This is a genomic window from Micromonospora inaquosa (assembly GCF_003857055.1).
Classification (GTDB): domain Bacteria; phylum Actinomycetota; class Actinomycetes; order Mycobacteriales; family Micromonosporaceae; genus Micromonospora; species Micromonospora inaquosa.
In genome coordinates, this window is record NZ_QGSZ01000241.1 from 15,118 (window position 1) to 38,270 (window position 23,153).

General features: G+C 64.3%; 18 protein-coding genes. 11 read left to right on the forward strand and 7 right to left on the reverse strand.

The genetic code is table 11. The annotated features are described in order from the left end of the window. Positions 1 to 129: 129 nt before the first annotated feature. From DLJ59_RS21150 to DLJ59_RS21165, 4 genes are all read right to left on the reverse strand, one after another. Complete coding sequence (locus DLJ59_RS21150) at positions 130 to 3,102, reverse strand: DEAD/DEAH box helicase (protein WP_124774364.1); 2,973 nt, start codon at positions 3,100 to 3,102, stop codon at positions 130 to 132. 14 nt (positions 3,103 to 3,116) lie between these two features. Beyond that, the gene (locus tag DLJ59_RS21155; RefSeq protein WP_124774365.1) at positions 3,117 to 3,911 is read right to left on the reverse strand and encodes a Hachiman antiphage defense system protein HamA; all 795 of its coding nucleotides are present in this window, start codon (positions 3,909 to 3,911) and stop codon (positions 3,117 to 3,119) included. A 1,616-nt stretch (positions 3,912 to 5,527) separates the two neighbouring features. After that, the gene (locus DLJ59_RS21160; RefSeq protein WP_124774366.1) at positions 5,528 to 6,715 is read right to left on the reverse strand and encodes a helix-turn-helix domain-containing protein; all 1,188 of its coding nucleotides are present in this window, start codon (positions 6,713 to 6,715) and stop codon (positions 5,528 to 5,530) included. Continuing rightward, on the reverse strand, positions 6,712 to 7,533 hold the full coding sequence (locus tag DLJ59_RS21165) for a hypothetical protein (RefSeq protein ID WP_124774367.1): 822 nt from the start codon (positions 7,531 to 7,533) through the stop codon (positions 6,712 to 6,714). Before DLJ59_RS21165 ends, DLJ59_RS21160 begins: the two co-directional genes overlap by 4 nt. Before the next feature lie 1,519 nt (positions 7,534 to 9,052). Between DLJ59_RS21165 and DLJ59_RS21170 the strand changes: the two genes are divergently transcribed. The 4 genes from DLJ59_RS21170 to DLJ59_RS21185 all read left to right on the forward strand — a co-directional run bounded on the left by DLJ59_RS21170 (position 9,053) and on the right by DLJ59_RS21185 (position 12,472). Beyond that, on the forward strand, positions 9,053 to 9,613 hold the full coding sequence (locus DLJ59_RS21170; RefSeq protein ID WP_124774368.1) for a hypothetical protein: 561 nt from the start codon (positions 9,053 to 9,055) through the stop codon (positions 9,611 to 9,613). A 940-nt stretch (positions 9,614 to 10,553) separates the two neighbouring features. Continuing rightward, positions 10,554 to 11,186: a hypothetical protein gene (locus tag DLJ59_RS21175; protein ID WP_124774369.1), complete on the forward strand. Its 633-nt coding sequence runs from the start codon at positions 10,554 to 10,556 to the stop codon at positions 11,184 to 11,186. 38 nt (positions 11,187 to 11,224) lie between these two features. Next, positions 11,225 to 11,887, forward strand: coding sequence for a pentapeptide repeat-containing protein (locus DLJ59_RS21180; RefSeq protein ID WP_124774370.1), 663 nt, complete (start codon positions 11,225 to 11,227; stop codon positions 11,885 to 11,887). 15 nt (positions 11,888 to 11,902) lie between these two features. After that, entirely contained in the window at positions 11,903 to 12,472 is a 570-nt protein-coding gene (locus DLJ59_RS21185) for a kinase (RefSeq protein WP_124774371.1), read from the forward strand. A gap of 111 nt (positions 12,473 to 12,583) precedes the next feature. On the opposite strand, the gene DLJ59_RS21190 is transcribed toward DLJ59_RS21185, so the two are convergent. After that, a complete protein-coding gene (locus tag DLJ59_RS21190) occupies positions 12,584 to 13,432 on the reverse strand; it encodes a LysR family transcriptional regulator (RefSeq protein WP_124774372.1) in 849 nt (282 codons plus the stop codon). Positions 13,433 to 13,537: 105 nt separating this feature from the next. Between DLJ59_RS21190 and DLJ59_RS21195 the strand changes: the two genes are divergently transcribed. Then, on the forward strand, positions 13,538 to 14,269 hold the full coding sequence (locus tag DLJ59_RS21195; protein WP_124774373.1) for an SDR family oxidoreductase: 732 nt from the start codon (positions 13,538 to 13,540) through the stop codon (positions 14,267 to 14,269). A 56-nt stretch (positions 14,270 to 14,325) separates the two neighbouring features. Here the strand turns inward: DLJ59_RS21195 and DLJ59_RS21200 are convergent, their stop codons facing one another. Both DLJ59_RS21200 and DLJ59_RS21205 read right to left on the reverse strand, forming a co-directional pair. Then, on the reverse strand, positions 14,326 to 15,996 hold the full coding sequence (locus tag DLJ59_RS21200; protein ID WP_124774374.1) for a Na+/H+ antiporter: 1,671 nt from the start codon (positions 15,994 to 15,996) through the stop codon (positions 14,326 to 14,328). A gap of 214 nt (positions 15,997 to 16,210) precedes the next feature. After that, positions 16,211 to 16,555, reverse strand: coding sequence for a YnfA family protein (locus DLJ59_RS21205; RefSeq protein ID WP_112582170.1), 345 nt, complete (start codon positions 16,553 to 16,555; stop codon positions 16,211 to 16,213). 277 nt (positions 16,556 to 16,832) lie between these two features. On the opposite strand from DLJ59_RS21205, the gene DLJ59_RS21210 reads away from it, so the two are divergent. From DLJ59_RS21210 to DLJ59_RS21235, 6 genes are read left to right on the forward strand one after another with little or no spacing between them, the layout of a single operon-like run. Beyond that, positions 16,833 to 18,053: a condensation domain-containing protein gene (locus DLJ59_RS21210; protein ID WP_279635768.1), complete on the forward strand. Its 1,221-nt coding sequence runs from the start codon at positions 16,833 to 16,835 to the stop codon at positions 18,051 to 18,053. Further along, entirely contained in the window at positions 18,050 to 19,315 is a 1,266-nt protein-coding gene (locus DLJ59_RS21215; protein ID WP_124774376.1) for an MFS transporter, read from the forward strand. Before DLJ59_RS21210 ends, DLJ59_RS21215 begins: the two co-directional genes overlap by 4 nt. Continuing rightward, positions 19,308 to 20,405: a condensation domain-containing protein gene (locus DLJ59_RS21220; protein WP_124774377.1), complete on the forward strand. Its 1,098-nt coding sequence runs from the start codon at positions 19,308 to 19,310 to the stop codon at positions 20,403 to 20,405. The genes DLJ59_RS21215 and DLJ59_RS21220 overlap by 8 nt, the downstream gene beginning before the upstream one ends. Next, positions 20,389 to 20,619: a phosphopantetheine-binding protein gene (locus DLJ59_RS21225; protein WP_124774378.1), complete on the forward strand. Its 231-nt coding sequence runs from the start codon at positions 20,389 to 20,391 to the stop codon at positions 20,617 to 20,619. Before DLJ59_RS21220 ends, DLJ59_RS21225 begins: the two co-directional genes overlap by 17 nt. Beyond that, the gene (locus DLJ59_RS21230) at positions 20,616 to 21,827 is read left to right on the forward strand and encodes a cytochrome P450 (RefSeq protein WP_124774379.1); all 1,212 of its coding nucleotides are present in this window, start codon (positions 20,616 to 20,618) and stop codon (positions 21,825 to 21,827) included. The genes DLJ59_RS21225 and DLJ59_RS21230 overlap by 4 nt, the downstream gene beginning before the upstream one ends. Next, positions 21,824 to 23,149 carry an amino acid adenylation domain-containing protein gene (locus tag DLJ59_RS21235; RefSeq protein ID WP_124774380.1) on the forward strand — a complete coding sequence of 442 codons (1,326 nt, stop codon included), beginning with the start codon at positions 21,824 to 21,826 and terminating at the stop codon, positions 23,147 to 23,149. The genes DLJ59_RS21230 and DLJ59_RS21235 overlap by 4 nt, the downstream gene beginning before the upstream one ends. Positions 23,150 to 23,153: the final 4 nt, after the last annotated feature.

Genomic DNA, 23,153 nt, shown 5'->3' on the forward strand with positions numbered 1-23,153 from the left:
ATTTGCACCGTTCCGAAAGTGGGTACGAATGTTGGGCAGGCGGGCACGGTGGTCGGTGGGTCTACCTGTACAGCAGCCACTACTGCGCCTTGCGCGTCTCTGCATCACTTCATGCTGTCGGGATGTCGGCTATGGCACAAAGGTAGCCGAATTATTGTCGGCTACGTCTTCCACCGTTCGGCGGTAGACGAATTCGCCGAGCTGGTCTCGCCAACGCTGTTCATCTTGCAGTAGCAACCGCGCCACCTCGTAGGGTGCCAGAAGCAGGTTCGCCGATAACGCCATGGCCGGGTCATTTCCTAGGGCTACTGCGGCACGTCGATGACGCATACCGCTTGCCATCATTGCACGGGCCGCCGAGGTCGCAACACCGAATCGAAGATAGCTGGCAAGGTTAACGACAGCCGTCGCAAGACTGCGCTCGTCGTCAGCTAGATACCGCTCAAGAAGAGAAATTCCTTGCTCTACGAGCGTAGTGAAGGCGTGAGCGACCACACTGGCATGGACTCTCAACAGGGTGTCGATGTCGGAGTTCAGTTCATGGGCGATTTCAGCGAATGATTTCCCGGCCATCCAAGCGTGAATGAGTGCACGAAGGTCGGCTACCGCCGGCGGGTCGTCTGAGCGATAGGCACCACGTAGGGTATCTAAGAAGTCAGGTTGCGCGTACGCCCATGCCAGCAGGGCGTCCAAGAGCTGCATGTTTAGGGGCGAATCGATGTTTTCCCAATCGGCAAGGCTCGGGGCCAGTTGATCGACAACTGAGTCGAGTAAGCGTGCTTTTGCTCCAGTCTCGCGAACCCACGCCAGCCGGTTGGTAGCTCGCAGACCCGTGATGTGTTGGGCGCGCAGAGTAAAAACATCAGTGAGAAGGCGCTGACCAGCAGCATCGATCTGCTGCGCCGCGAAGGTTTCTGCACCTAATGAGGCCGCGACCTCAGTGAATCGCTCGTCCCCGAGTTCGTCTTGAATGAGTTCGATAAGAGTTGCATCGATGCCATCAACAAGCGGGTAGAGCCCTGGGCTTGCTTCTAGGGCCGGGTTGGACAGGCTGCGGCCATCTCGCCGCAGCGCCTCTTGCAGTCTCCCGATCAGTTCCCTGAGCGCGCCGTGCACGTCCTCGCCCGGCTGCCCTGCGGCAACGGGGCGGATGGTGGGCCACTGCCGGGGATTCGCGCAGATGACCAGCCCCTTTGTCGAGCTTCCGGCTCTGCCGGCACGTCCAACAAGATTTCTGATGTCTCGAGCGAACATCGGGACAGGCTGTCCAGAATGTGACCTCCGCTGTACTGAATACAGCACCAGAGTCCGAATCGGAAGGTTAATCCCTTCCGCCAATGTGCTCGTACATAAAACCAGCCCCACCTGTCGGCGAGACAGTAGCTCTTCCACAGCTTCGCGCGTTTCTTGAGGAATGTCGCCGTGATGAACCACCGCGCCCGAAAACAGGGCCCGGGTGCCAATCCAGTCGGCGCCGTACTCGCTTTCAAGATAGGCACCGACCTCACGCACGATGCCCGATTCGGGCACATGCTCGCCGGGGTCGGGAAGTGGTAGGCCGGACTCGATCTGCTTGATGAGCTCCTCCGCCAGGCCGACGACGCCTTGATCGCCGGTCTTAGTAGCTGCGAAGACGGCCACCGTGCCAAGCGCCAACGATTTGCGGGCGGTGGCGATCGCCTGTGTCTTGATCGACGAAAAGGGGTACGTATTTGTTCGGCCGGTCGTCGAATTCCGATATTCGAAGTCGGCGGCCTGAAGGAAGCCTGGCAAAGTGTGGGCTTGCAGTGTGGTCGCCACGGGCTGCATTTGCAGACCGACGGCAAGCCGTCTGCCGCTTCCTGCAGGGCGCAGCACAGCATACTCGACTTCCGCAGGCCGAAAACTACTCTTAACGACTGTTTCGTCTCGACCACCGAGCCAGGCATTGATCTCTTCGATGTTGGGGACAATGGCCGAGATGAACACCATGCGCGGCCGGAGTAACTCTCGCCTCCGGAGGCGAGTCAGTAGCAACTCCAGGCCGACCCCTCGAGCTCCCTCATCCAGAAGGTGCCCTTCATCGCAGATCACGAGCGAAATGCTCGACAGTAGCTCTCGCGACTTGCTCAATAGCCCTGTAAACGCTTCCGGTGTGGCAATAAAGACACGAATTCCTTCAAGATCCTGTGTCTCCTCGCGGGTCGGCACCGTCCCGCCGTAGATCGTCCTTGTCGGAAGGCCAACCGCAGACAGGCGCCGGGCGAGGGACCCGCGTAGCTCGCGTGCGAGCGCCCGGTAGGGCACCAAGAGGAGGGCGGCGGCCCCGGGGCTGTTGGTGAGGTGACTGAAAATTAGTGTTTCGGTAAGCGCCGTTTTCCCGGCCCCAGTTGGCATTTGCAGAGAGAAAGATTCGCTGCTTGTTAGCAGCCCAGCCTCGATAGCTTGCACCTGCGATGGGAAGAAGTCCCAGACGGGAGGTCGACGGCTAAGGAGTGAACTGACAAGGGGATTCCAGCGTTCCGTGTCTCCGGCGGGTAGGACCGCACGTATGTTGACGCGACTGAAGCGGGCGATCAGCGAGGCGTATACGTAACTGACCACCCACTCGTCCGGGCCTTGTGAGAGCGCCTCCCGTGCCGCGACAACAGCGGCTTCCGCCCGCCGCTCTATCTGATTAGTGCGACCACTCTGGAGTGCGGCCAGCAATTCGTTAGCTGTCTGGGATCCTAGTCTCCGCGGACGCGCTATCAGGTCGTAGCACGCCCGGTAAATTTCCGAGGGCCAATCACTCGGATTGGCCTGCTGCATGGTCAGATAAGCTGATGCCGAATAGCCGCCGATGTAGAACGCTACAGAGGAGAAGAGGAGAGAATCAGAACGCGCGGCTCCCGTCAATTTCTCGCTAAGCTGTGCTAGTGCGTTCCCCAAGGTTGCCCAGTCGCGCTTGTCGTCGGTTGATCCGCGCAGCAGGTCAAACAGCTCTCCAACCAGGGAGAAGTAAAGATCAGTACTCCTCCCCTCCTGATAGCTAAGAGGAGTCAATTGAGCGCGTAGGCGAAATGTATCGACGTTCTGGCGCGTGTCAGCGTCGGCCACCCACCGGCGAAGATTTTGTCTCATCAGGCACCAGCTCCTCAGGCGACGCTCGCGGCGATCGCCGTATACAACGCCTCGTAGTTATTCTTCAAGTCGGGGACCGAAATAACGATGAGAGTGCACTCGTCCTCCGGGGGCGTCTTTACGTCCTCGATCTCGACGTTCAGTAAGCGGGAGCATACGATGGCAACAGCGCGGAAATCCCGGGCGGCGGGTGGATGATCAATAGCCTTGAGGAACCGTTCGATATGATCCAGCCCCACAGTTCCGAGGTCTTCGCCAATAGCACGTTCCCTAAGCCAGACGAGAGTCTTCAAGAGGCGCCCCTCTCGATCCTTGCGAGAGTCCGCTATGGCAGATGCGATGGGGGTTGACTTGCCGTCAGTGGACTTAGTCTTGACCTCGGCGCAAACCAGCCGATCATTGGGCGAAGATTTCGGCCATTCGGGAAGAATCAACTGCACTACATCTGAATACGGGGCAGGCTTGGTCCGATCCTGCTTGAGTCGCCACTTCTTGGGGTCGTAAACGTCGGCCGGATGCGCCGACGCAGCTAGGAACAACGCCGTAAGGATCTCGCCGAAATCTCCCGCCATGACCGAACCCGGATCGGGAGTCTTGGCCGCGATAACCGCGGACAACGGCTGGCCAGTCCTCGCCACGTTGGCAGCTGCATTGCCATCCGAGACATAGCAGCGTCGCGCCGGAACGCCAAGAAGATCGGCCCAATGATCAGCAGCGTCCACGGGCACTCTAATCAACACAAACGCCTGCTCCGGATCCTCGACGAAGAACGTCCTCACCTGAGCCAGGTCGATCCCAAGTTCCCGCATCGCCCTTCAGCCTCTCTCAGTTGGAGAGGTTGGGTTCATCGGGGCCAAAAAGAAAAGAGCTTATCTGATTCAAGAATGAGAGTGTGCAGAATAGTTTAGTTTGCGGAAACATGTGCAACCTCCTGCGAATAAGTACGGATGAGCTGCGCGGTTGCGTGTGGCCGTGGATGGCAGGGGTCTGATCGGGTATGGTGCGGCCTTGGTGACGCCGTGGGTGGATAGGGACCGGGCCAACTGAGGCGTTGAACGCAGTGTTGCTGTGCGGAAGCGGCGGCGGCGATCGTGCTCGACGCGATCAGCATCGCCGATATTAGCCTGCTCGCGCATCAGCCCATCGTCTCCGTTGATCCACCGCCGGAGCGTCGGTCCGACGTGCCCTGACTGAAACCCGAGCCAGTTGGCGGCAACTCGCGCACGGCCCGGCAGCACTCCGTCGGGTACTTACGGGGCGACGGCAGCGCCTGGCCTTCGTGATACCCCCAGCAAACCCATCGCGTGCTCTCAGCCGGAACCGGGCTCGAACCGGCCTGGGGTACAGCGGGGAAGCCTCCTGGCTAGAAATGGCCCTTCGCCGTCTGGGTCAACCGCCACTGACTGCAATCATCCGTGAGCCATCTGGTACCTGAACCAGGCAGTGCGGCCCTCGCGGCCACCCCCGATACCGGCTAGCTCAGGTCGCCTTGTGGTCGCTCTTGCGGCTAGCCGTTTGCCGTACTGCGCTGCCGCTGTACTAGTCAGACGGCACCATCGCGACTGTCGTGAAACCGACAGCGCTAGTCGCGTCGCCGACGAGCAAGATGCACTGATGAAATTTGACCGGCAGTCCCTCCTGCTTCTCATCGGAAGCGGGGTCTGCATTCTCACCGCGTTGATCCTAGGGATGGCCTCCATCTCAGTGACTTACCATGCCGCCGCCGGGGAAGAGCAGCCAAAGGTCACAGATTGGATGCAGGCATGGGGAAGCGTCCTTGGCGTTCTCACCGGGTTGACGGCTGCCTTGGCCGCGACGTGGCTTCTCCGTCACGAGCGACAGCAAGCGCGTGAAGCACGGACTGAACTTGCCGCAGAACGAGCGGAGGCAGCCCTAGCCCTTGCCCGTACCGTGATCGTTAGCGCTGCAAGATTCACCATCGTCAACGGGCTCGTGAGTAACGTAATCGCCACCGTGCACAACGATAGCGCGGGTCCGATTCGGCAGGTGCAGCTGCATGTAGACCTCCCCGGACAGCGGCTCCCATTACCACCCATCTCAGCCATACCGCGGGGCGTGGTCCAAGAGTCGCGTCGTAAGTTTTCACCCCCAGTAGAACTCGGAGGCGACGGGTGGTCCCCGGTGGGTGGGAGGGCCCCAGTAACAGCCGTCTTCGTCGATTTTACTGGCCAGCGATGGTGTAAAACCGACGAAGGTGAACCTGAAAAGTGGCGTGACGCCTCTAATAGCAGTTAGTCCCTGCCTTGCAAAAAACGCGTGTGCCGACGATCGTGGCGATTCCGCAGTCGTCGCGCACGACTCATTAGATGGTCGGAAGTGCGAGGGACGGTGAACTCTCACACCTCCGGCCTCGCGATGCAGGTATGCTCTTAACTCGGTGGCTGCCGTAGCCTGAGCCACGACTTCAAGGAGCGGCCCGAAAATCGTCTAGGGTGAATAACTCGCCCATTGCAGGGTCGGGTGACGCTGCTGTTGCCTGTTCCCCGAATCCCTCGAGATCTCGAGTGGGACGCCTCGCAGTTGCGGCACGGAAAACTTCGACCGGCACGCGGCACTCGTTGGCGAGCAGCTCCATGTCGTACCCAGCTTGCTCCAGAAGTTCTAAGCTACGTGGAAGCAGCGAAGGCTGTTCGGGGGTGGGCATTACACCCGGTTCTCGACGCCGCCAGCCTCTAGCTGACAGCGTCGCCATGGCGTGGTTGTACGAAGACTCATTCATCACAGACAGCTGGCGCGCCCGCATTAGCAGAGCTTGAAGGCTTACGTTCCATTTGTCCTTTAGGGCAAACAGCCTGGGCCAGCCTACCTTGACCGGCAAATCCCCGACTAGCTCTTCTTCGGGCATCAGGAACTCTGCCGCGAACCGGTGGGCCTGATCTTCGATAATCTGCCCGCCCGGCTCGGCATCCGCGTGCATCACCAGATGCCCCATCTCGTGCGCGACGTCAAATCGTTGCCGAAAGTAGTCATCTTTCACGGGATTGAGCATAATTAGAGGACGAATGGCCGTCTCAATCGAAAAGGCGTCGATGGCGGCTGCCTGCGGGATGGAGAAAATCACGATTATGCCGTGGTGTTCTGCCAGCCGGATAAGGTGGCCAACTGGGCCGGTGTTTATACCCCACGCAGCTCGTAGTTTCCGAGCCGCGTCTTCCGGCTCGCCGACCGAAACTCGATCGGGTGAGACCGGAAACTGTGGAATGTTTCGAATGGGAAACTCGACATGTCGTTCCAGTGAGGTCACAATGTCATGGGCAAGTAGGCCATAGGAATTAGCCTGATCTCTTACCACTTGAGTGGTGGATCGAAGCGACCGGAAGTGAGGAAGTTGGGTTGCTACATCGTCGCCTCCTCCGGCAAGGAAGAACGAGGGTTCCACTCCAAGAGACAGCGCAAGTTTAGCGACAGTCGCCGCCGCTGGACGTTTCGTTCCATTCTCGTAGGAAGCGACGGCTGTGGGGGTTTTCCCGATCCGCTCTGCGAGTGCATTTTTGCGGAGCCCTGCGAGTTTTCGCGCGAGGGTCAGTCGACGTCCGCTAAATGCCCTGGCGACATCGGCAAGTTGATTGGGGAAGCGAGGTGAGATATTCATGCCCCGCTCGCGGCCTGATCGCGTGGTCCTTCCGCCGACTTCGAACGGAGACGGACGGGTGCGTCCGGTACGTTGTTCGTCTGAGGAGCGATAGGTTGCCGTGGGCCGGGCTTGAGGCCCGTGCCTGGCGTGCCACCGGGACCGCCGATGAGGGGTTCCTTCCAGTGCCAGGCTAGGGCACCGCCGGGGTTGAGTGCCGACCGGCCGACGTATAGCTCGCTGAGCCCGGTGTGGCGGTCGAGGCTGTGGGCGAGCACGAGCGTGATCGCATCGTCCTCGACCTCGTCGCCGGCCAAATCCCCGATCGTTGCAAAGGCATCGCTAATGCTGGTGCCATCGACCCCAAGCAGCATGAATTGGTCGGGGTGAGGCTGGGCGGCGACTTTGCGTTTGGTTGGGCTCTTTCTCGGCCAGGGGATCCGATCGATCTCTCCGAACTCGAACGACGCCAGTAGCCAGCGCCAGCGTCCGAACCGCCAGCCAGGCGACTGACTGAGGTTGGAACGGACGACCGAGCCGGGTGCAATTGAGGGCATAGTGTCAATGTCGGACTGGGTCAGACCTTCCACCAGTACATCGAATCCCTCTCCGGCCTCAGGCGACGGCGACCCGAGGGCGAAGCGCTGGCAAGAGAAGACGCGATCGTGTCGATCGCACATGAGCTTGAAGGCATTGAACCCAAGCACTGCCTGGTCGTGACCCGTTGCCGGATCGAAGTCCTGCGTTGCTCGCGCGTGCGCCGATTCCTGGATCCATCGCAAGGCGTTGAGTATCCCGCCGGCTCGCAGCTCGGAAAGCGCTTCGTCTCGTTCGGTCACGGTCTTGGACTCTACCTGATGACCCGAGTTGATGTATAAAAATGAACCGAGTGAGATAAGTCACACCGGACTGATCTCGCCCTCATCGGGCCTGGTGCGCCGGGATCTCGCAATGTCGTCGTTCGCTGACCTGCGTGCTGCCCGCGCGGTGAACAACTGAACACCCCAATCAACGCCTCCCACCCACGCGGACGGGAGATGTTGGCCAGCGCCGTGACCGGGGGCAACCTGAGAGCCCTTCGCGTTGGCCTCGGGTTGCGCGGGTCGTCTAAGCTGTCGGCTGTCGATCCGAGCTGGACGGATCGGCAAACCGAGAGAGGACACTAACTTCGGGCTCGGAACCGGAGTTAGGGCATCCCCTCTGCCGATTGGTGGGGGTGCCAGCCCGTACGTGAAGGTTTTGCAAATTCTGAGATCCCGCTCAATCGGCGCAGGACCTCGGCTCCACCAGTCATGCGTACTGGTCGAGCTGAGCCCTGCGCGGCCTCACTCGACCAGAGTGAGGAGAGGCAAGCAGTGGGACTATCCAGCATTGAGCCCATCGCCGCAGCTAGCCCGCTGGTCGCTGCGGTTCTCGTGGGGCTTCCGGTAGCCGGCAAAGTCATCGTGGCCGGTATCGCCTTGTGGGGTGCTGAATCCAAAGACCGCGCCGCCATCGTGAAGGCTGCATCCGAGCTGTTCCATTGGTGGCGTCGGTAGATCGCGCGACGGCCGGCTGACCGGGCAGGCGACGTTCTGCCCGGTCAGTCCTCTTCAGCGAGGCCAGGCCGGTTCCTGGCAATCCAGGCGCGAACGGCCTGCCATCCCAGACGCGGCCCATGCTCAAGACGACGTAGGGATCGGGAAAGCCCTTCCTGCCCACGATGATCGTGGCGCGCTACCTACTGATACCGCCCAGCAACTCGCGGATCTCGTCCCGCCCAAGCAGCTCCACAACCTGACGGTAGGGCCTCGGGGGATTGCATCGATTCGTTCTGAGTCGGACGTCCCCCTGAGGGGATTTCCTTGAGACACCCCCGTGCTGCCATGGGTGAATAACCCGACGTGTCACTGGCCAGGTGAGAGCTGATGACCACGCACGGGCCTGTGCAGTTCGCGCGTGACGGCCTAAGCCATATCGGCGGCTATTCGCATGAGGTCGTTTGGCGATCTCTGCGGCGGACTTAGCGTGGTTCGTCCGGCAGGCCGCCCGGCCCTTGAGGTCGCGAAGGTATCCACAACTCGTGTGGTCCAGGCGCCCCTTGTCGGTGACCTTCGGCGCTAACTCGGGCTTAGCCGCGGTGGCCTTCATGTTCGGGGCCTTGCGGGTGGCGGCCTCGGTGGCCTTCGCGGTCGTAGTGGCGGGCTCGTCCGGTTCGGTCATGGTGTCCTCCGTGGTCGGTAGGTCCGTTGCCCAGCCAACGTAAGAGGGCCGTTGACCAGTCCTAACCCCCTTCCCATCTGGTCCGAGGCTTCGTCTTCATCTGGTGGGACTGCCTCGTGACCTGGGTATGTCGCATCGAGGTCCTACCCTGTCCGGGTGCTTGCTGCTGAGGCCCCGAAGATCACCGACTGGATGCAGGCGTGGGGAAGCCTGGCAGGTCTCGCGCTATCGGGGATAGCCGCGCTCGCGACTGTGCTCTTGCTGCGCCATGAGATCCGCGTACGCCGGGACGAGCAGCGAGACAATGAGGCGGCCCAGGCGCGATTGGTGGTCGGGCGAATTAAGGCGATTGAAAGGAGCATGCTGCTTGAGATAGCGTCTAGCGGGGCGTATTTACGTTACGAGGTTGTGTGGGAGGTGTCTAACTACAGCGGTTTGCCAGTCTTTGATCTAACCGTGAATCTTTTTGAGGATGTAGTGCCAGCCGCTAGGGCTGATGTCGTGGATGGAACCTTTTCGGCCAAGTTTCAGGTTGATGAGGCATTGGCTGAAACTTATAGCGTTGGCGAGATCCCGATTACCATCCAATACTCAGATGCGTCGGGCTTGCGGTGGCGTCGGCGCGGCCTTGGCACTCCGACTCGGCAGTTCGTTCCCAAGGTAAGTCCTCTCTATATGTGGCGGCTCAGGTATCGTCACCGACGGCGAAAAAGTTGATCGGGCTGCGGCGTTCCCGATTACACGAGATGCTGCACTCCGGTCCCCACCACTGAATGTCGATCCGCTGGCCAAGTGCTCGTACTCGTCCTCGACCCGCTCAAGTCGGCGTTTTGCGTCACCGATCAACTTCCGCAAGGCTTGTTCGGTCTCGCCGATGTCGTCAGACTGGTCGGACAACGCGACGCGCAGCTCGGGAGAGTCAGCGGCATGGAACACCTACTCCAAGACGTACCTCAACGGTGCCACTGGCACTGACGGGAGGCCTGAACACCGGCCCTGGTGAGACCGCGCCGTGAGTTCGCCTTGGGTGCCAACCGCTTCGATTACCAACGTTCCCGACGGCGGTGAACAGTCTGCGACGTGTCCCCCCGGACAGGACAACCCACATGCGTCGGCATCCCGCTCACACACGACGCAAGGAATGCCGGGCACTGGCACCGATACGAATATTTTCTTTGGTAGGCGGGTCACGATGGGTAGGCGCACGTCGTCTTCTTTATGAGGTAGGTCCTATGGCGGTCTGTGGGGGTGCGCGGGAATCTGACGCCGGCCTGCCCCCGTTTACCCCCCGAAAACCCCCGCTTGAGGTTGACAACCAGTGACAGAAAGAGATGACCGCTTTGGCGTGTCTGTGCAGCTCAGCGCCTAGCCTTGACAGTCATTGACAAGGTCGAGGTGGCTACGGTCGGTAACCGCGGGTTCGGGGTTCGAGTCCCTGGCGGCGCACCAACGAGATAGGCCCTGACCTGGTGGTTCACACCGTATCGGGGCCTTTTTCGCGTACGGCGGTGGCGGGTGGCCGCTCGGTGGGTGCTCGGGAACCGTCGGATCGGTTCGCGTCGGGTGGGATGCGATGCCATGTATGTGGACGTCGTCGGCCGGTCTCGACGGTGTTCGCCAGGTATCGATGATTGTGCTCCGGCCGTAGGATGCGCGCGTGCAACCTATCGACAGGCAAGAGTTCGCTGCTGGTGTGCGATGGTGGCAGACGAAAACGAAGTGGCCGAACGACTTCCATAACGGTGCTTATGCGGTGCTGGCCGCCCAGAACCCGGATGGCGAGTTTCTGGACGACTGGTGGCCGGACTTCGGTCGGCGACTGACCTCCTGGAAGGCGTTGCGCCCGCACTCTCGAGCCGACGTGAATGTTCGACTGGTCGCCAACCGGGACAGCTTGGCCACCGCCTGGCATCAGGCATGCGCGCCGGTGAAGGATATGGATATCTCCGGCGTTACCTGGGAGCAAGTGCGGGCGTTTGCCGAGGTGGTCGGGCGGCTGAAGCCAACAAAGTCGGGTTCTCCGGTCTTCCAATCGAAGTTCTGCCACTTTCTGCTTCCCCGAATTTTCCCAGTGTTCGACAGGGCTGCGGTTGGTGGCTTTCGCACCTACGAGATCTATTTCAACAGGGTCAAGTGCATGTGGGGGGCCACCCACGCTGACCTTCAAGCCGAGCTGATTGCGGACCTGGCCCGGCTCGTCGAAGAGAATGGTCAAAGCCGTCTGCACGACGGCTTCCCGGTGGCAACCAAGATCACCGAGCTGGCGCTCATTGGACGTCGTCACGCCTGATGTCGTGCCCACCTCGCGCCCGCACAGGTTGAGGACACATGCGCACCACCACGATCGGCGACGTGAAGGTCCTGCTGCCGGACCTCGAACCGGACGACCTCGACGCCACGACGGACCTGGACGGCAACCTCACCGAGGCCCTCGTCGACGGCGCGGCGTGGCACGGCTCGCACCTTGAGGACGCGCGCATCCGCAGCAGTCTGATCACCGGCGTGGACCTGAGCGAGAGCACCTGGGAGGCGGGCAGCCTCTACGGCTGCGAGATCACCCGCACCGACTTCTCCGGCGCGACCCTGACCGGCATCACCATCGAGCGGTGCGCCATTACCGGCTCCCGGTTCACCGGCACCCGACTCACCGACGTACGCCTCAAGGACGTCCTGTTCGACGGTTGCCGCTTCGACTACGCCACCTTCCAACGCGTCACCGCCGCCGGCTCGGTCGCGTTCACCGACTGCACTCTCACCAACGGCGCGTGGTCTTCCTGTCGGCTTCCTCGCATCGCGCTGCGGTCCTGCGACCTCACCGGACTGGAGATGGACTCCTGTCAGCTCGACGGCACCGACCTGCGGGGCAGCCCCCTCCAGGGCCTCAAGACGCCGCTGGACAACCTGCGCGGCGTGACCCTCGGCGAGGCCCAACTTCCTGACCTCACCCAGTTGGCCGTGGCCGCCCTCAATCTCACCGTGCGCAACGACTGAAGCCGAGGAGGCATCGTGCTCGCTGAACCCACTGGCAGCCTGGACACGATCCTCGTCTGCGTCCGGGGCAACTCCGGCTCGGGCAAGAGCAGCACCGCCCGCGAGCTACGACGCCGGCACGGCCGGGGCTGCGCCCTGGTCGAGCAGGACTACCTGCGTCGCATCCTGCTGCGCGAACGGGACAAGCCCGGCGGCGCGGCACCGGCGTTGATCGGGCAGACCGTCCGGTTCGCGCTGGACCACGGCTATCACGTCGTGCTGGAGGGCATCCTGCACACCAGCCGCTACCGAAGCATGCTGACCTCCCTGTGGGACGGGCACCGCGGCCGGTCGCTGTTCTGCTATCTCGACGTGTCCCTGGCCGAGACCCTGCGCCGACACCTCACGCGTCCGCAGGTCACCGAGTTCACCAGCGATCAGATGAGCGGCTGGTACGCCGCTCACGATGTTCTGGGCTGGCCGGGCGAACTCGTCCTACCGGAGACCACCACTCTGGACGAGGCCGTCGAGGCCATTGCCGCTGCCGCCGGGCTACCCCAGACCGGACGCGACGACGACCTGCTGCCGAACGTTCCGCCGTCCTGATCGGCAGCCTGGCGGCGCACCAAGCCCTGACCTGGTGGTTAACACCGGGCCGGGGCCTTTTTCGCGTACGCCGATCGTGAGTGGTCGTTCGTACGTAGCGCCTGCACGCATTTAGCGGCGCAGTGCGGCTCGGACGAGATCAGCGACGGCTCGGGAGCGGCTGTGCGGGGGCCAGGCGATGACCGTGGTGACTTCTGGCGCGTCCACGATCGGTACGGCGACGAGATCATGGGTCAACTGGGATCGGGCGGAATCAGGCACGATCAGCAAGGTCCGGCCAAGGGAGATCAGCTGGAAAAGTTGTGAGTGACTCTGCGCCTCGGGGCCTGGGCCGTCGGGATAGGTGCCGTCATTGGCGGGCCAGCGCGGCAGCGGCAGGTCGGGCAGCTCGGTCACCTCGCTGAGCTGCAGACTCGTGCGGGTGGTGAGGGGGTGGCCGGCCGGGAGGATGGCGACCTGGCCCTCGGTGAGCAGTTCTTCGGTGTCGAACCCGGTCAGGTCGTCGAACGGGTGGTGAAGGATCGCGACATCGGCACGTCCGGTCCGTAACAGTCGTTCTTGTTCGCCGGGGCCACACAGCACCACGTCGACGTCGACCGATCCAGATTCGGCGGCGTAGGCGTGCAGCAGCTTCGCGAGCAATTCGCTGGACGCTCCAGCCTTGGTCGCCAGCACGACGCTGGGCCGACCAGTGGCGGCGAGAGCTGCGCGTCGGGCGCGATGCTCGGCAGCTTCCACGGCGTCCAGCGCTGCTCGTCCCTCGCGGAGCAGGACCGCACCGGCTTCGGTCAGGGTCACCGACCGGCTGTCGCGCTTGAGCAAGGCGACACCCAGGCGGCGTTCGAGCTGACTGATCGCCCGCGACAGTGGCGGCTGGGCTATGCCCAGGCGTTGCGCCGCTCGGCCGAAGTGCAGCTCCTCGGCCACGGCGACGAAGTACCGCAGCTCTCGTGTCTCCACGTCTGAAGCCTAGCCGGGTACGGAGGTGCGGCGATACCCTCACGGTATCGGTCATGACTCAGGTGGTCTTGGCCGGTTCGCGGGCCGTGACTCACAGTCGAAGACATGACTGACACGAAGATCGCCCTGGTCACCGGGGCCAACAAGGGCATTGGGTACGAGATTGCGGCAGGCCTGGGTGCGCTGGGCTGGACCGTGGGGGTCGGGGCGCGAGAGCAGACCCGGCGGGATGCGGCGGTGACACGGCTGCGGGACGCCGGCGTCGACGCCTTCGGTGTTCCGTTGGATGTCACCGACGACCGCAGTGTCGCCGCCGCAGCCGACCTGATCGCCGAACGTGCCGGACGCCTCGATGCCCTGGTCAACAACGCTGGAATCACCGGCGACAGGCCGCAGCAGCCGAGCAGCGTCGATCCGACGATCATCCGTACGGTGGTGGAGACCAACGTCATCGGCGTCATCCGGGTGACGAACGCCATGCTGCCGTTGCTTCGCCGGTCGGCCTCGCCACGCATCGTCAACATGTCCAGCAGCGTCGGTTCTCTGACCCGGCAGTCGGGCGGCTATGGCGAGACCACCACGGGCCCGGTCGCCGCGGCCTACGCGCCCTCAAAGTCGTTCCTGAACGCGGTGACCCTTCAGTACGTCCGCGAACTGGCAGACACGAACATCCTGATCAACTGCGCCTGCCCGGGCTTCGTCGCCACGGACCTCAACGGCTTCCGTGGGGTGCGTACGCCCCAGCAGGGCGCGGCGACCGCCATCCGCCTGGCCACACTGCCCGACGGGGGCCCCACCGGCGGTTTCTTCGAGGACGCCGGTGTGGTGCCCTGGTGACGGCTCGCGACTCCCGCGCCGACCCGACGCGCGCCACCGGCGGGCATCGCGGCAGGTCAGCTGGTGGCCCGCTTCGGGAGTAGCAGTTCCTCGTGATCGAGTTCACGTTCCAGTACGCGGAGTTCCTCGTCCGGCAGCCGGCCGGAGTCGCGCCAGCGCACGAGTTCCTCGCGCTGCGCGTCGATGGCTGTCCGCCGGACACGAAGCGCCGTCTCGTACTCCGGTGAGGTCTGTATCTCGGATGAGCCGCTCTGCTCCAGATGGTCCAGCCGCCAGCGGTAGCGCGCCAGTCGGGCCAGCAGTTGCGTACGGGTCTTGTTGACGGCCGCCGCGCTGTCCGGCTCCGCGGCGGCAACGTCGTCGAGGCGGGCCAGGGCGGCCTCGACCGCCGCCGAGCGGGCCTCGTTGCGTACGCGGGCCTGGTCCGTTTCGTTGGCGCGTAGGCCCAGCATCCGCACGAGCGGCGCGAACGTCAGGCCCTGCCCGACGAGTGTCACCAGGACGACCACGAAGGTGCAGAGCAGCAGGAGGTCACGGTCGGGAAAGGGTGCGCCGCTGTCGGTGGTCAGCGGCAGGGTGAAGATCGCGGCCAGGCTGATCACGCCACGGGTGCCGGACCAGCTCAGCGCCACCACTTCACGGGAGGTGAGTCGGCGGGCGTTGCGGTCAGCGCGCTCGATCTGCCGGGCAGTCCCGGGGTCGTCCTGCTCGGAGATTCCGCCCAGCCGGGTGTGCAGCGACCGGGGGAGGGACTGGGTCATCACCAGCCACGCGGGGCGTAGCAGGAGCACCACGCCGACCGATACGGCGATGGCGGTGACGATGGTCGACGTGTCGTACTGACGCACGCCCTTGACGACCTCGGGAAGCTGCTGGCCGATCAGCAGGAAGACGAAGCCTTCGAGGAGGAAGTCGACCAGCCGCCATACCGCGCTGGTCTGTAGCCGGGCGGCGCCCGAGGTGAGCTGGGGCGCCTTATGGCCGACGATCAGACCGGCGATCACCACGGCGAGCACCCCGGAGACGTGCAGTGCCTCGCCCAACAGGTAGGCCACGAAAGGTGTCGCGAGCGAGATGGCGTTCGACAACAGCGGGTCCGCGGTGAGAGGCCGGGCCAGACGCACCAGCCAGGCGATTGTCGCTCCCACGGCGACCCCGCCGACCGCCGCCAGCACGAACTGGCCGACGGCGGACGGGAACGAGAACTCACCGCCGACGGCGGCGGCTACCGCGACGCTGAGCATCGTCAGCGCGGTGGCGTCGTTGAGCAGCCCTTCGCCCTGAATGATCGTGACCAGCTTCGGTGGCAGGTTGACTCGGCGGCCCACCGCCAGGGCGGCCACCGGGTCAGGTGGCGCGATGGCGGCGCCGACCGCGATCCCGGCAGCGAGCGTCGCCCCGGCGACGAAGAGGTGGAACCCGATGCCGACCAGCACCCCGGTGAGGAGCACCAGCAGCACGGACAGGCTGACCACGATGCGGAGGTTCCGCCGGATGTCCAACAGCGAGGAGTCCAGCGCCGCGCTGTAGAGCAACGGCGGCAGCACGATCATGAGCACAAAGTCGGGATCAAGGCCGATGTTGGGGCCGGGGAGCATCGCGTACGCGATGCCGATGAGCGGCAGTAGCGCCGCGGCAGGCAGACCGGTACGGGCCGCCACCCACCGCACGACGACGATGACAGCGACAGCAGCGAGCACGAACAGCAACGTCGAATGAGGGCTCACCCGGTTACACCCCCTGGAGCGGCGCGAGGTTCTGCGGATCCACTGCGGGCTCGCGTCGGAGCCGGCAGTTCGGCGCCGTTGGTGCCGGGCAGCGCGGCCAGCAGCAGTAACGAGCGTACCCGCTTGATCAACCGAACCTGGCCGCCTGCTGGACACGGCCACCGTGCCCAGCACCGCCGCCGACGACAACCGGTACGCGCGCCGGCGAATCAGGTCAGGAGCCGCCCGCCGAACGGGGCGCGTACATGATCAAGGCGACGCCGATCAGGCAGATGCCGGCGCCGATGACGTCCCAGCGGTCGGGCCGGAACTTGTCGACGATCACGCCCCAGGCGAGGGACCCGGCGACGAACACACCGCCGTAGGCGGCGAGGATGCGTCCGAAGTTCGGGTCGGGTTGGAAGGTGGCGACGAATCCGTACGCGCCGAGGGCGATGACTCCGGCGGCGATCCACCACAGGCCGCGGTGCTCACGCCAGCCCTGCCAGATCAGCCACGCCCCGCCGATCTCGAACAGGGCGGCGACGACGAACAGCAGGATCGAGCGTACGACGGTCATCGGTGGACCGTACCCGTCTGCCCCGGCCCGCGATCCTGGAGTGTGCGGATCTCGCACGCTTTCGGACGCTCTCGTACGGCCCTTTCCGTTGACGCTGCTCGCCGCCGAATGTCAGGGTCAACAGTGTTCCGAATATTAATCCGGAGCAACGGGGGAGGTGAACAGAATGGTGAAGAACGACTGCGCTGGCTGAGCCCCGGCAGAAACCATTCTCGTGGGGTCGGGGCGGCCGGTGTGCGACAGCCGCGACCGCCCCGATTCCTATGGAGATATCGTGGTGGCTGGGAACGCAGAGAACACGTATCCGCTTACTATGGGCCAGTTGTCGCTATGGCAGGATGCCGTGCGTCGCCCCGCCAGTCAACGCTGGGAATCAAACATGAACCCGGCCTGGCCGGTGCCATCAGGAATTGGCACGGATAAGGTCAGGTGGGCGCTTGCCGCGCTTGCGGAACGGCACGAATCACTACGGACGCGCTACGGCACGGCCGGCGACTCCAGTGAGGTCCACCAAATTGTCGCCGAATCTGCTCCGGCCGCCTACCAGGGGACGGTCGAGCGGGAACAGTGGTCGGCAATGGCGGCCGAGCAGTTGCGGCTGCCCTTCGACCTGACCGAGCAGCCCCCGTGGCGGGCCTGGGCGGTCCAGAAGGACGGATTGACGTGCCAGGTCCAGCTGATTATCCACCACCTTGCCGCCGACGGCGCGGCCCTGATGGTCCTCCAGCAGGACTTCCAGTCACTGATCGCATCACGAGCGGCAACCCGGCCGGCCCCCACTCCGCGAGGGCTGGCCGCACGTCAACGAGAACCGGCATACGCAGCAAGGCTCGCTGCTGCCGCCGAATATCGTGAACAGACGATTGCCGCCGCGCCGCGGGAGGCGGGCATTGAACGCCAGGGCCTTCTGCGAGCCTGTGCACATACCGGGATCTCCTTCGGCCTTGCCCGGAAAACCGCACAGAAACTCGAAGTGACGTTACCCAATCTGCTCTTCGCGGCCTATTCGCACGCTCTTGCCGGAATGGCGGGTGGAGACTCGCCCCTGCTGTGCCTCCTGTCCGCGAACCGGCTGGAGCCATCGGTGCGAAATCTTGTCTCATCGATGACGCAGTGGGTTCCGGTCCGCAGCGCCGAAGGCGCGGGACGCCCGTTCGCTGCCGTTGCCGCCGATGCCAACATCAACGCGATACGCGCCCTTCAGCACGGGATCGTCGACCCGGCTGCGGTCGCGCCACTGGACCTCGACCGGGGATGTTTCTTCACGTTTGTCTCGCCGCCCGCAACTGATACCGCGGCCGGTGGTGGCCTTGGGCAGAGCCGGATTGAGTGGTTGCCGCCACGGGGACGCAGTGGTCCGAGTTTCTACCTCATTGCCAGCGTCTTTCCTGAGGTCAGTCTGACCCTCCGTGTCATGCGATCGGGCTATGACCGGGAGGGCCTGGAGAGTTTGCTGAGTTCGATGACGGCGACGTTGCGGCAAGAGGCGGCGCGATGAGTCGGAGCCTTTGGCGTCACCGCGACTTCATGGTGCTCTGGTCGGGGCGGACGTTGAGCGAAACGGGCGACGCGATCTCGTTGCTCGCCATCCCTCTGCTCGCGGTGACCGTTCTTGACGCGGGCGCGCTGGAGGTCGGCGTGCTGACCGCGACGAGGATGGTCGCCTATCTGTTGATTTCACTTCCGGCGGGGGTCTGGGTGGACCGCTGGCCGAAACGAATGCTCATGGTCATTTGCCTTCTGTTGCGGGCCGGGCTGGTGGCCACTGTCGCCGTGGGCGCTTGGTTCGGTTGGGTCACGATGGCGCAACTCTGGATTGTCGCGTTGCTTTCGGGCGTGTGCACCGTGCTCTACGAAACTGCTCACCACAGTCTGGTGCCAACCATCGTGGCGCCTGACCAGTTGCTCGACGCCAACGGGAAGATGAGCACGACCTATTCGGTTTCGATGATCGCCGGGTACAGCGTCGGCGGCGCGCTCATTTCGGTGATGGGTGTGGCAAGAACGGTGGGGTTGGATGCCCTGGCCTATCTCGGCAACGCCTGCTCGCTGCTGTTGATCCGTCGAGACGAGCCGGCGCGGGCCGAGGCGCGCGAACGGCACTTCCGCCGAGAGTTGGCCGAGGGGTTCTCGTTTGTTTTCCGTCACCCCATCATGCCGAGGCTGGTTGCGGCGGCGGCGACCCTGAACCTGTTCAGCCAGATGATTTTCGCTCTCTCGGTGCTGTATCTGGTGCGGGTTCTGCGGCTGTCCGAGGGCCAGGTCGCGTTGACTCTTGCCCTGATCACCATTGGTGGCGTCACTGGAGGGCTGGTATCGGGACGACTGGCCCGGGTAGTGGGCACGGCGAGGATCATCTGGGCTGCGCCGCTCGGCCTGGGCTGGCTGGTTCTGCTCGTCCCCGCGTCGCGACCGGGTTGGGGCATGGCGACCTACACCCTTGGCATGGCCGCCCTCAGCGCCCTGTTCGCCATCTACAACGCCGCCTCGATCAGTTACCGCCAACGGGTCTGCCCACCGGAACTGCTCGGCCGGATGACGGCCTCGGTGCGGTGGGTCATCTTCGGGGTGATGCCGTTGGGCGCGCTCCTGGGCGGCGCGCTGGGCTCCTGGATCGGCGTCCGACCGACCTTGTGGATCGCCGCAGCCGGAGTGTGGGCCTCAGGACTCTGGGTGCTTCTCTCACCTCTGCGCTGGATGCGCGACCTGCCCGCTGACACTGCCGGGAAACGGAACGAGGAGGCGATACAGGTTGGCTGACACGCCATACGGACAGCGGATTCTCGCCTGGACCGGTAGCGGGGTTCCCGCCGAGCGGTTCGTCGCCGTTGGCGGCGTGCGGCTTCCGGAGAAGCCGGACCTCGACTGGATTCAAGACCGCCTCGACGCCGCCGTGTGCCGGCATCCCGTGCTCGGCGCCGGCCCGGTGCCACTGGCGGACGTGGACAACGTCTGGGCGGCGGCGTCGGCGGCGAGCTATCCGCCGACGTCACCGTGCCTACTCTGGGCGTACGTCAACGGGCCCGAGCTGCTACTCGTGGCGCATCACACCGTGTCCGACCCCTGGTCGATGCGTGTCCTGATCCGCGACGTGCTCAAGGGCGACGGAACTCCGGCCCCGTCCTACCGACACGACGTGTCGACGAAGCAGCTCAGAAGGATGTCCCGGGCCGTCCCGTTCTGGGAGCAGGCGCTCGCCGATGTGCCAGCGCTGACCACGGACGCTGGCCCCGGCGAGCCCGAGAGCACCCGAGAACTGCGGATCAGGACAGACATCACGGTGGCCCAGACGGATGTGGTGGGCCGCGCGGCGCAGAGCACCGCGTTCGTGGTGCTGTTCGCCGCCTTCGCCCAGGCTCTTCAGCCGCTGAGCGAAGGTCGAGATCTGATCATCCCGGTGCTGACCTACGGGCGCGACCGATCCGAGTGGGACACCGTGGGCCTCTACATGAACGTGTTGCCGGTGCGGCTGACGACGACCGACCTGCCCGCTGTGCAGCGTGCCTTCATTGCGGCCTACGCCCAGGAGGTTCCCTTCCCGGTGCTCGTCGAGACGGTGCCTGCTGCCGGTGCCGCCTTCGTCCGTGGTGGTCCGGCCCTGGCTCAGTTCGAGGTGATCCAGGTTCCGGCTGACGACAGCATCGAGCCACTGACCATTCCCGCCGGTCTGGGTCTCGGCGGACCGATACTGCCCGTCAACGGGCTCGCCTTCTGGCTGGAGCTCGGAGGCGGCGGCGTCTACACGGTGTGCCTGCGCTACCGGGACGACCTCTATCGCGAGTCGGGGATGCGGGCACTTGTCCAACGGTTCGTCGACAGGTGGGGAGACCTTTATGCAGCAGCGCGCTGAGCTCCAGGGCCGGCTGATCAAGCTGTGGAGCGAGAAACTCGGTGTTCCCACGGTCACCGTCGAGGACAACTTCTTCGCCCTCGGCGGCGACTCCCTTCTGGCCGCGGACCTGCTGATGGACATCTACGAAGAGTTCGGCATAGAGATCGACGCGGCGGTCCTGTTCCTCAAGCCCACCATCGCCGATCTTCTCGAGGAGGTCTCGGCGGCATGAACCTGGTCCCGTCGACCGACGTGGCGGCCATCGACCTCGCCCGGATCGACCTCAGCGACCCGGCGCTGTTCGCCGCCGGCGACCCGCACGCGGTGTGGCAGGCGATGCGCCAGCGAGAGCCGGTGCGGTGGCAGGCTGTCGACAGCACCGGCTTCTGGGCCGTCTCCACCTTCGACGGGGCCGAGAGGGTGCTGTCGGACCATGCCACCTTCTCCTCCACCGGTGGCGTCATGCTCAACATGCTCGGCCGGACAGAGCCGGCCCAGGGGCAGCAGTTCTCCGCGACCGACCCGCCGGAGCACGGCCACATTCGCGGACCCCTACAACGTGAACTGGCGATGCGTGCTGTTCAGCAGCATGCTGCCGTGGTCCGGGAACATGTCCGGGATCTGCTCGGGTCGCTGTCGGGAAGCTTCGACTTCGCGACCGCCATCTCGCCGCTGCCGATGGCGTTCCTCGGGCCGCTGATGGGCATCCCGGCCCGGGACTGGCCCCTGATCGCTCGCCTGGTGGCGATGTCGGTCGCCGAACACGACCCGGACACGGCTGTCGAAGGGGGCCCTCAGGCGACCCTCGACCGGGGTCACCGCGAGCTGTTCGCCTACCTGCTGAACCTGTCGCTGGAACACCGTAAGCGCCCGCGTGGCGACCTGGTGGACGCGCTGTTGGCGCTGCCGATCAGCGCCGGTGGAGTAGTGGCCAACTGTTACAGCCTGATTCTGGGAGCTGCGGCCTCCATCGCCCACGTTCCCACTGCGACGCTCGGCGAACTGCTGCGCACCGGTCAGTACCCGACGTGGGCCGCGCGGCGCACTTCCATCCCCAGCGCAGTGGAGGAGGCGATCCGCTGGACCTCTCCCGCCGGGCACTTCCTGCGTACGGCAACCCAGGACACAGCCATCAACGGCAAGGCAATCGCCGCCGGAGATGCGGTGGTGCTGTGGATCGGCTCCTCCAACCGCGACGAGCGCTACTTCCCTGATCCCCACCGGCTGGACCCCTCCCGCCGGGGGCAGCGCCACCTGGCCTTCGGCGCCGGCGCGCACTACTGCATCGGGGCGGCGCTCGCCCGGCTCGCGCTGAGGATCGTTTTCGAGGAGATGTTTCACCGGTTTGCCTCATTCGAGCTCGCCGGCGACATCGTGCACGTGCGCTCAACGTGGCTTGCCGGCATCAAGAGCCTTCCAGTGGTGGGCCGACCGCGATGACCGACGATGTGCTGGCGATGATCCAGGCACGCATGCGGGAGGTCCCCGCTGCCATCGCGCTCGTCGACCGTCACGGATCAACGACGTATGGGGAGCTTGACCGCGTGTCGGGCTCCATAGCGAGCTATCTGAAGAGCCGGGACGTGGCCGCGGGCGAGCCCGTTGGTGTGCACGCCCCGCTGTCCCGATGGGCAATCGTCGGGATGCTGGGGGTGCTGCGGGCGGGCGCCCGATACGTGCCGATCGACACGGCGTTTCCCGCCGAGCGGCAGCAGCGGATGAAGCAGCGCAGCGGGGCGCGTATCCACCTCACCCAGGACCTGATCGCGACCCTGCCCGACGGGGAAGCGCCCTGGCGGGACGGCCCGTACGCCTACACCATCTTCACCAGCGGCTCGACCGGCAACCCTCAAGCGGTGACGGTCTCCCGGACCGCGTTGAGCTACTCCACCACAGCCCGGATCGAGTATTACGGTGAGCCGCCGCACCGCTTCCTGCTGTGCTCGTCCATATCCTTCGACAGTTCGGTGGCGGGCATCTACTGGACGCTGTGCACCGGCTCGACACTCATCATCCCCAGCGACAGGCCCGCAAACCTGCCAGCCGTCCTGAAGGCCGGTCGGGAGTATCATCCGACGCACGCGCTCATGGTTCCGTCGCTCTACCGGCTGCTGCTGCGTTCACCGATCGAATCGCTCACGACGGTGATCGTCGCCGGGGAGACCTGCTCGCCCGACCTTGTTCGGCAGCATTTCGACACCGTGCCACGGACCGCTCTGTACAACGAATACGGCCCCACCGAGTGCACGGTGTGGAGCACTGTGCACAAATGTGCCCCTGGCGATGACCCCGTGCCCATTGGCCGACCGATCCCCGGAACGACGGTGTCCATTCACGACGGCGAACTCGTTATCTCTTCGCCCGGCGTGGTGAACGAGCATCGCGAGTACCGCACCGGGGACATCGTCAGCCTCGGTGACGATGGTCTGCTGCGGTATCACGGCCGCGCCGACGATCAACTCAAACTGGGTGGAATGCGTATCGAGTCGGCCGAGATCGAAAACGCTCTGCTCACTTTTCCCGGAGTCACCGACGCGGCAATCGGCGTACACGAGTCTCGGATCGCGGCCTTCCTCACCGGCCTGTCCAGCATCGACGAAGGAACGCTGAGAACCCATCTGCTGCGGCTACTACCAGCAGTCGCGGTGCCCAGGGCGTTCCGAGCCGTCCCTCGCCTGCCGTCGCTCCCGAACGGAAAGCTGGACCGTACCGAGCTGGCAGACCGCACGGCAGCGATCTTCGGCGGGGTGCCGTCGCATTGACACG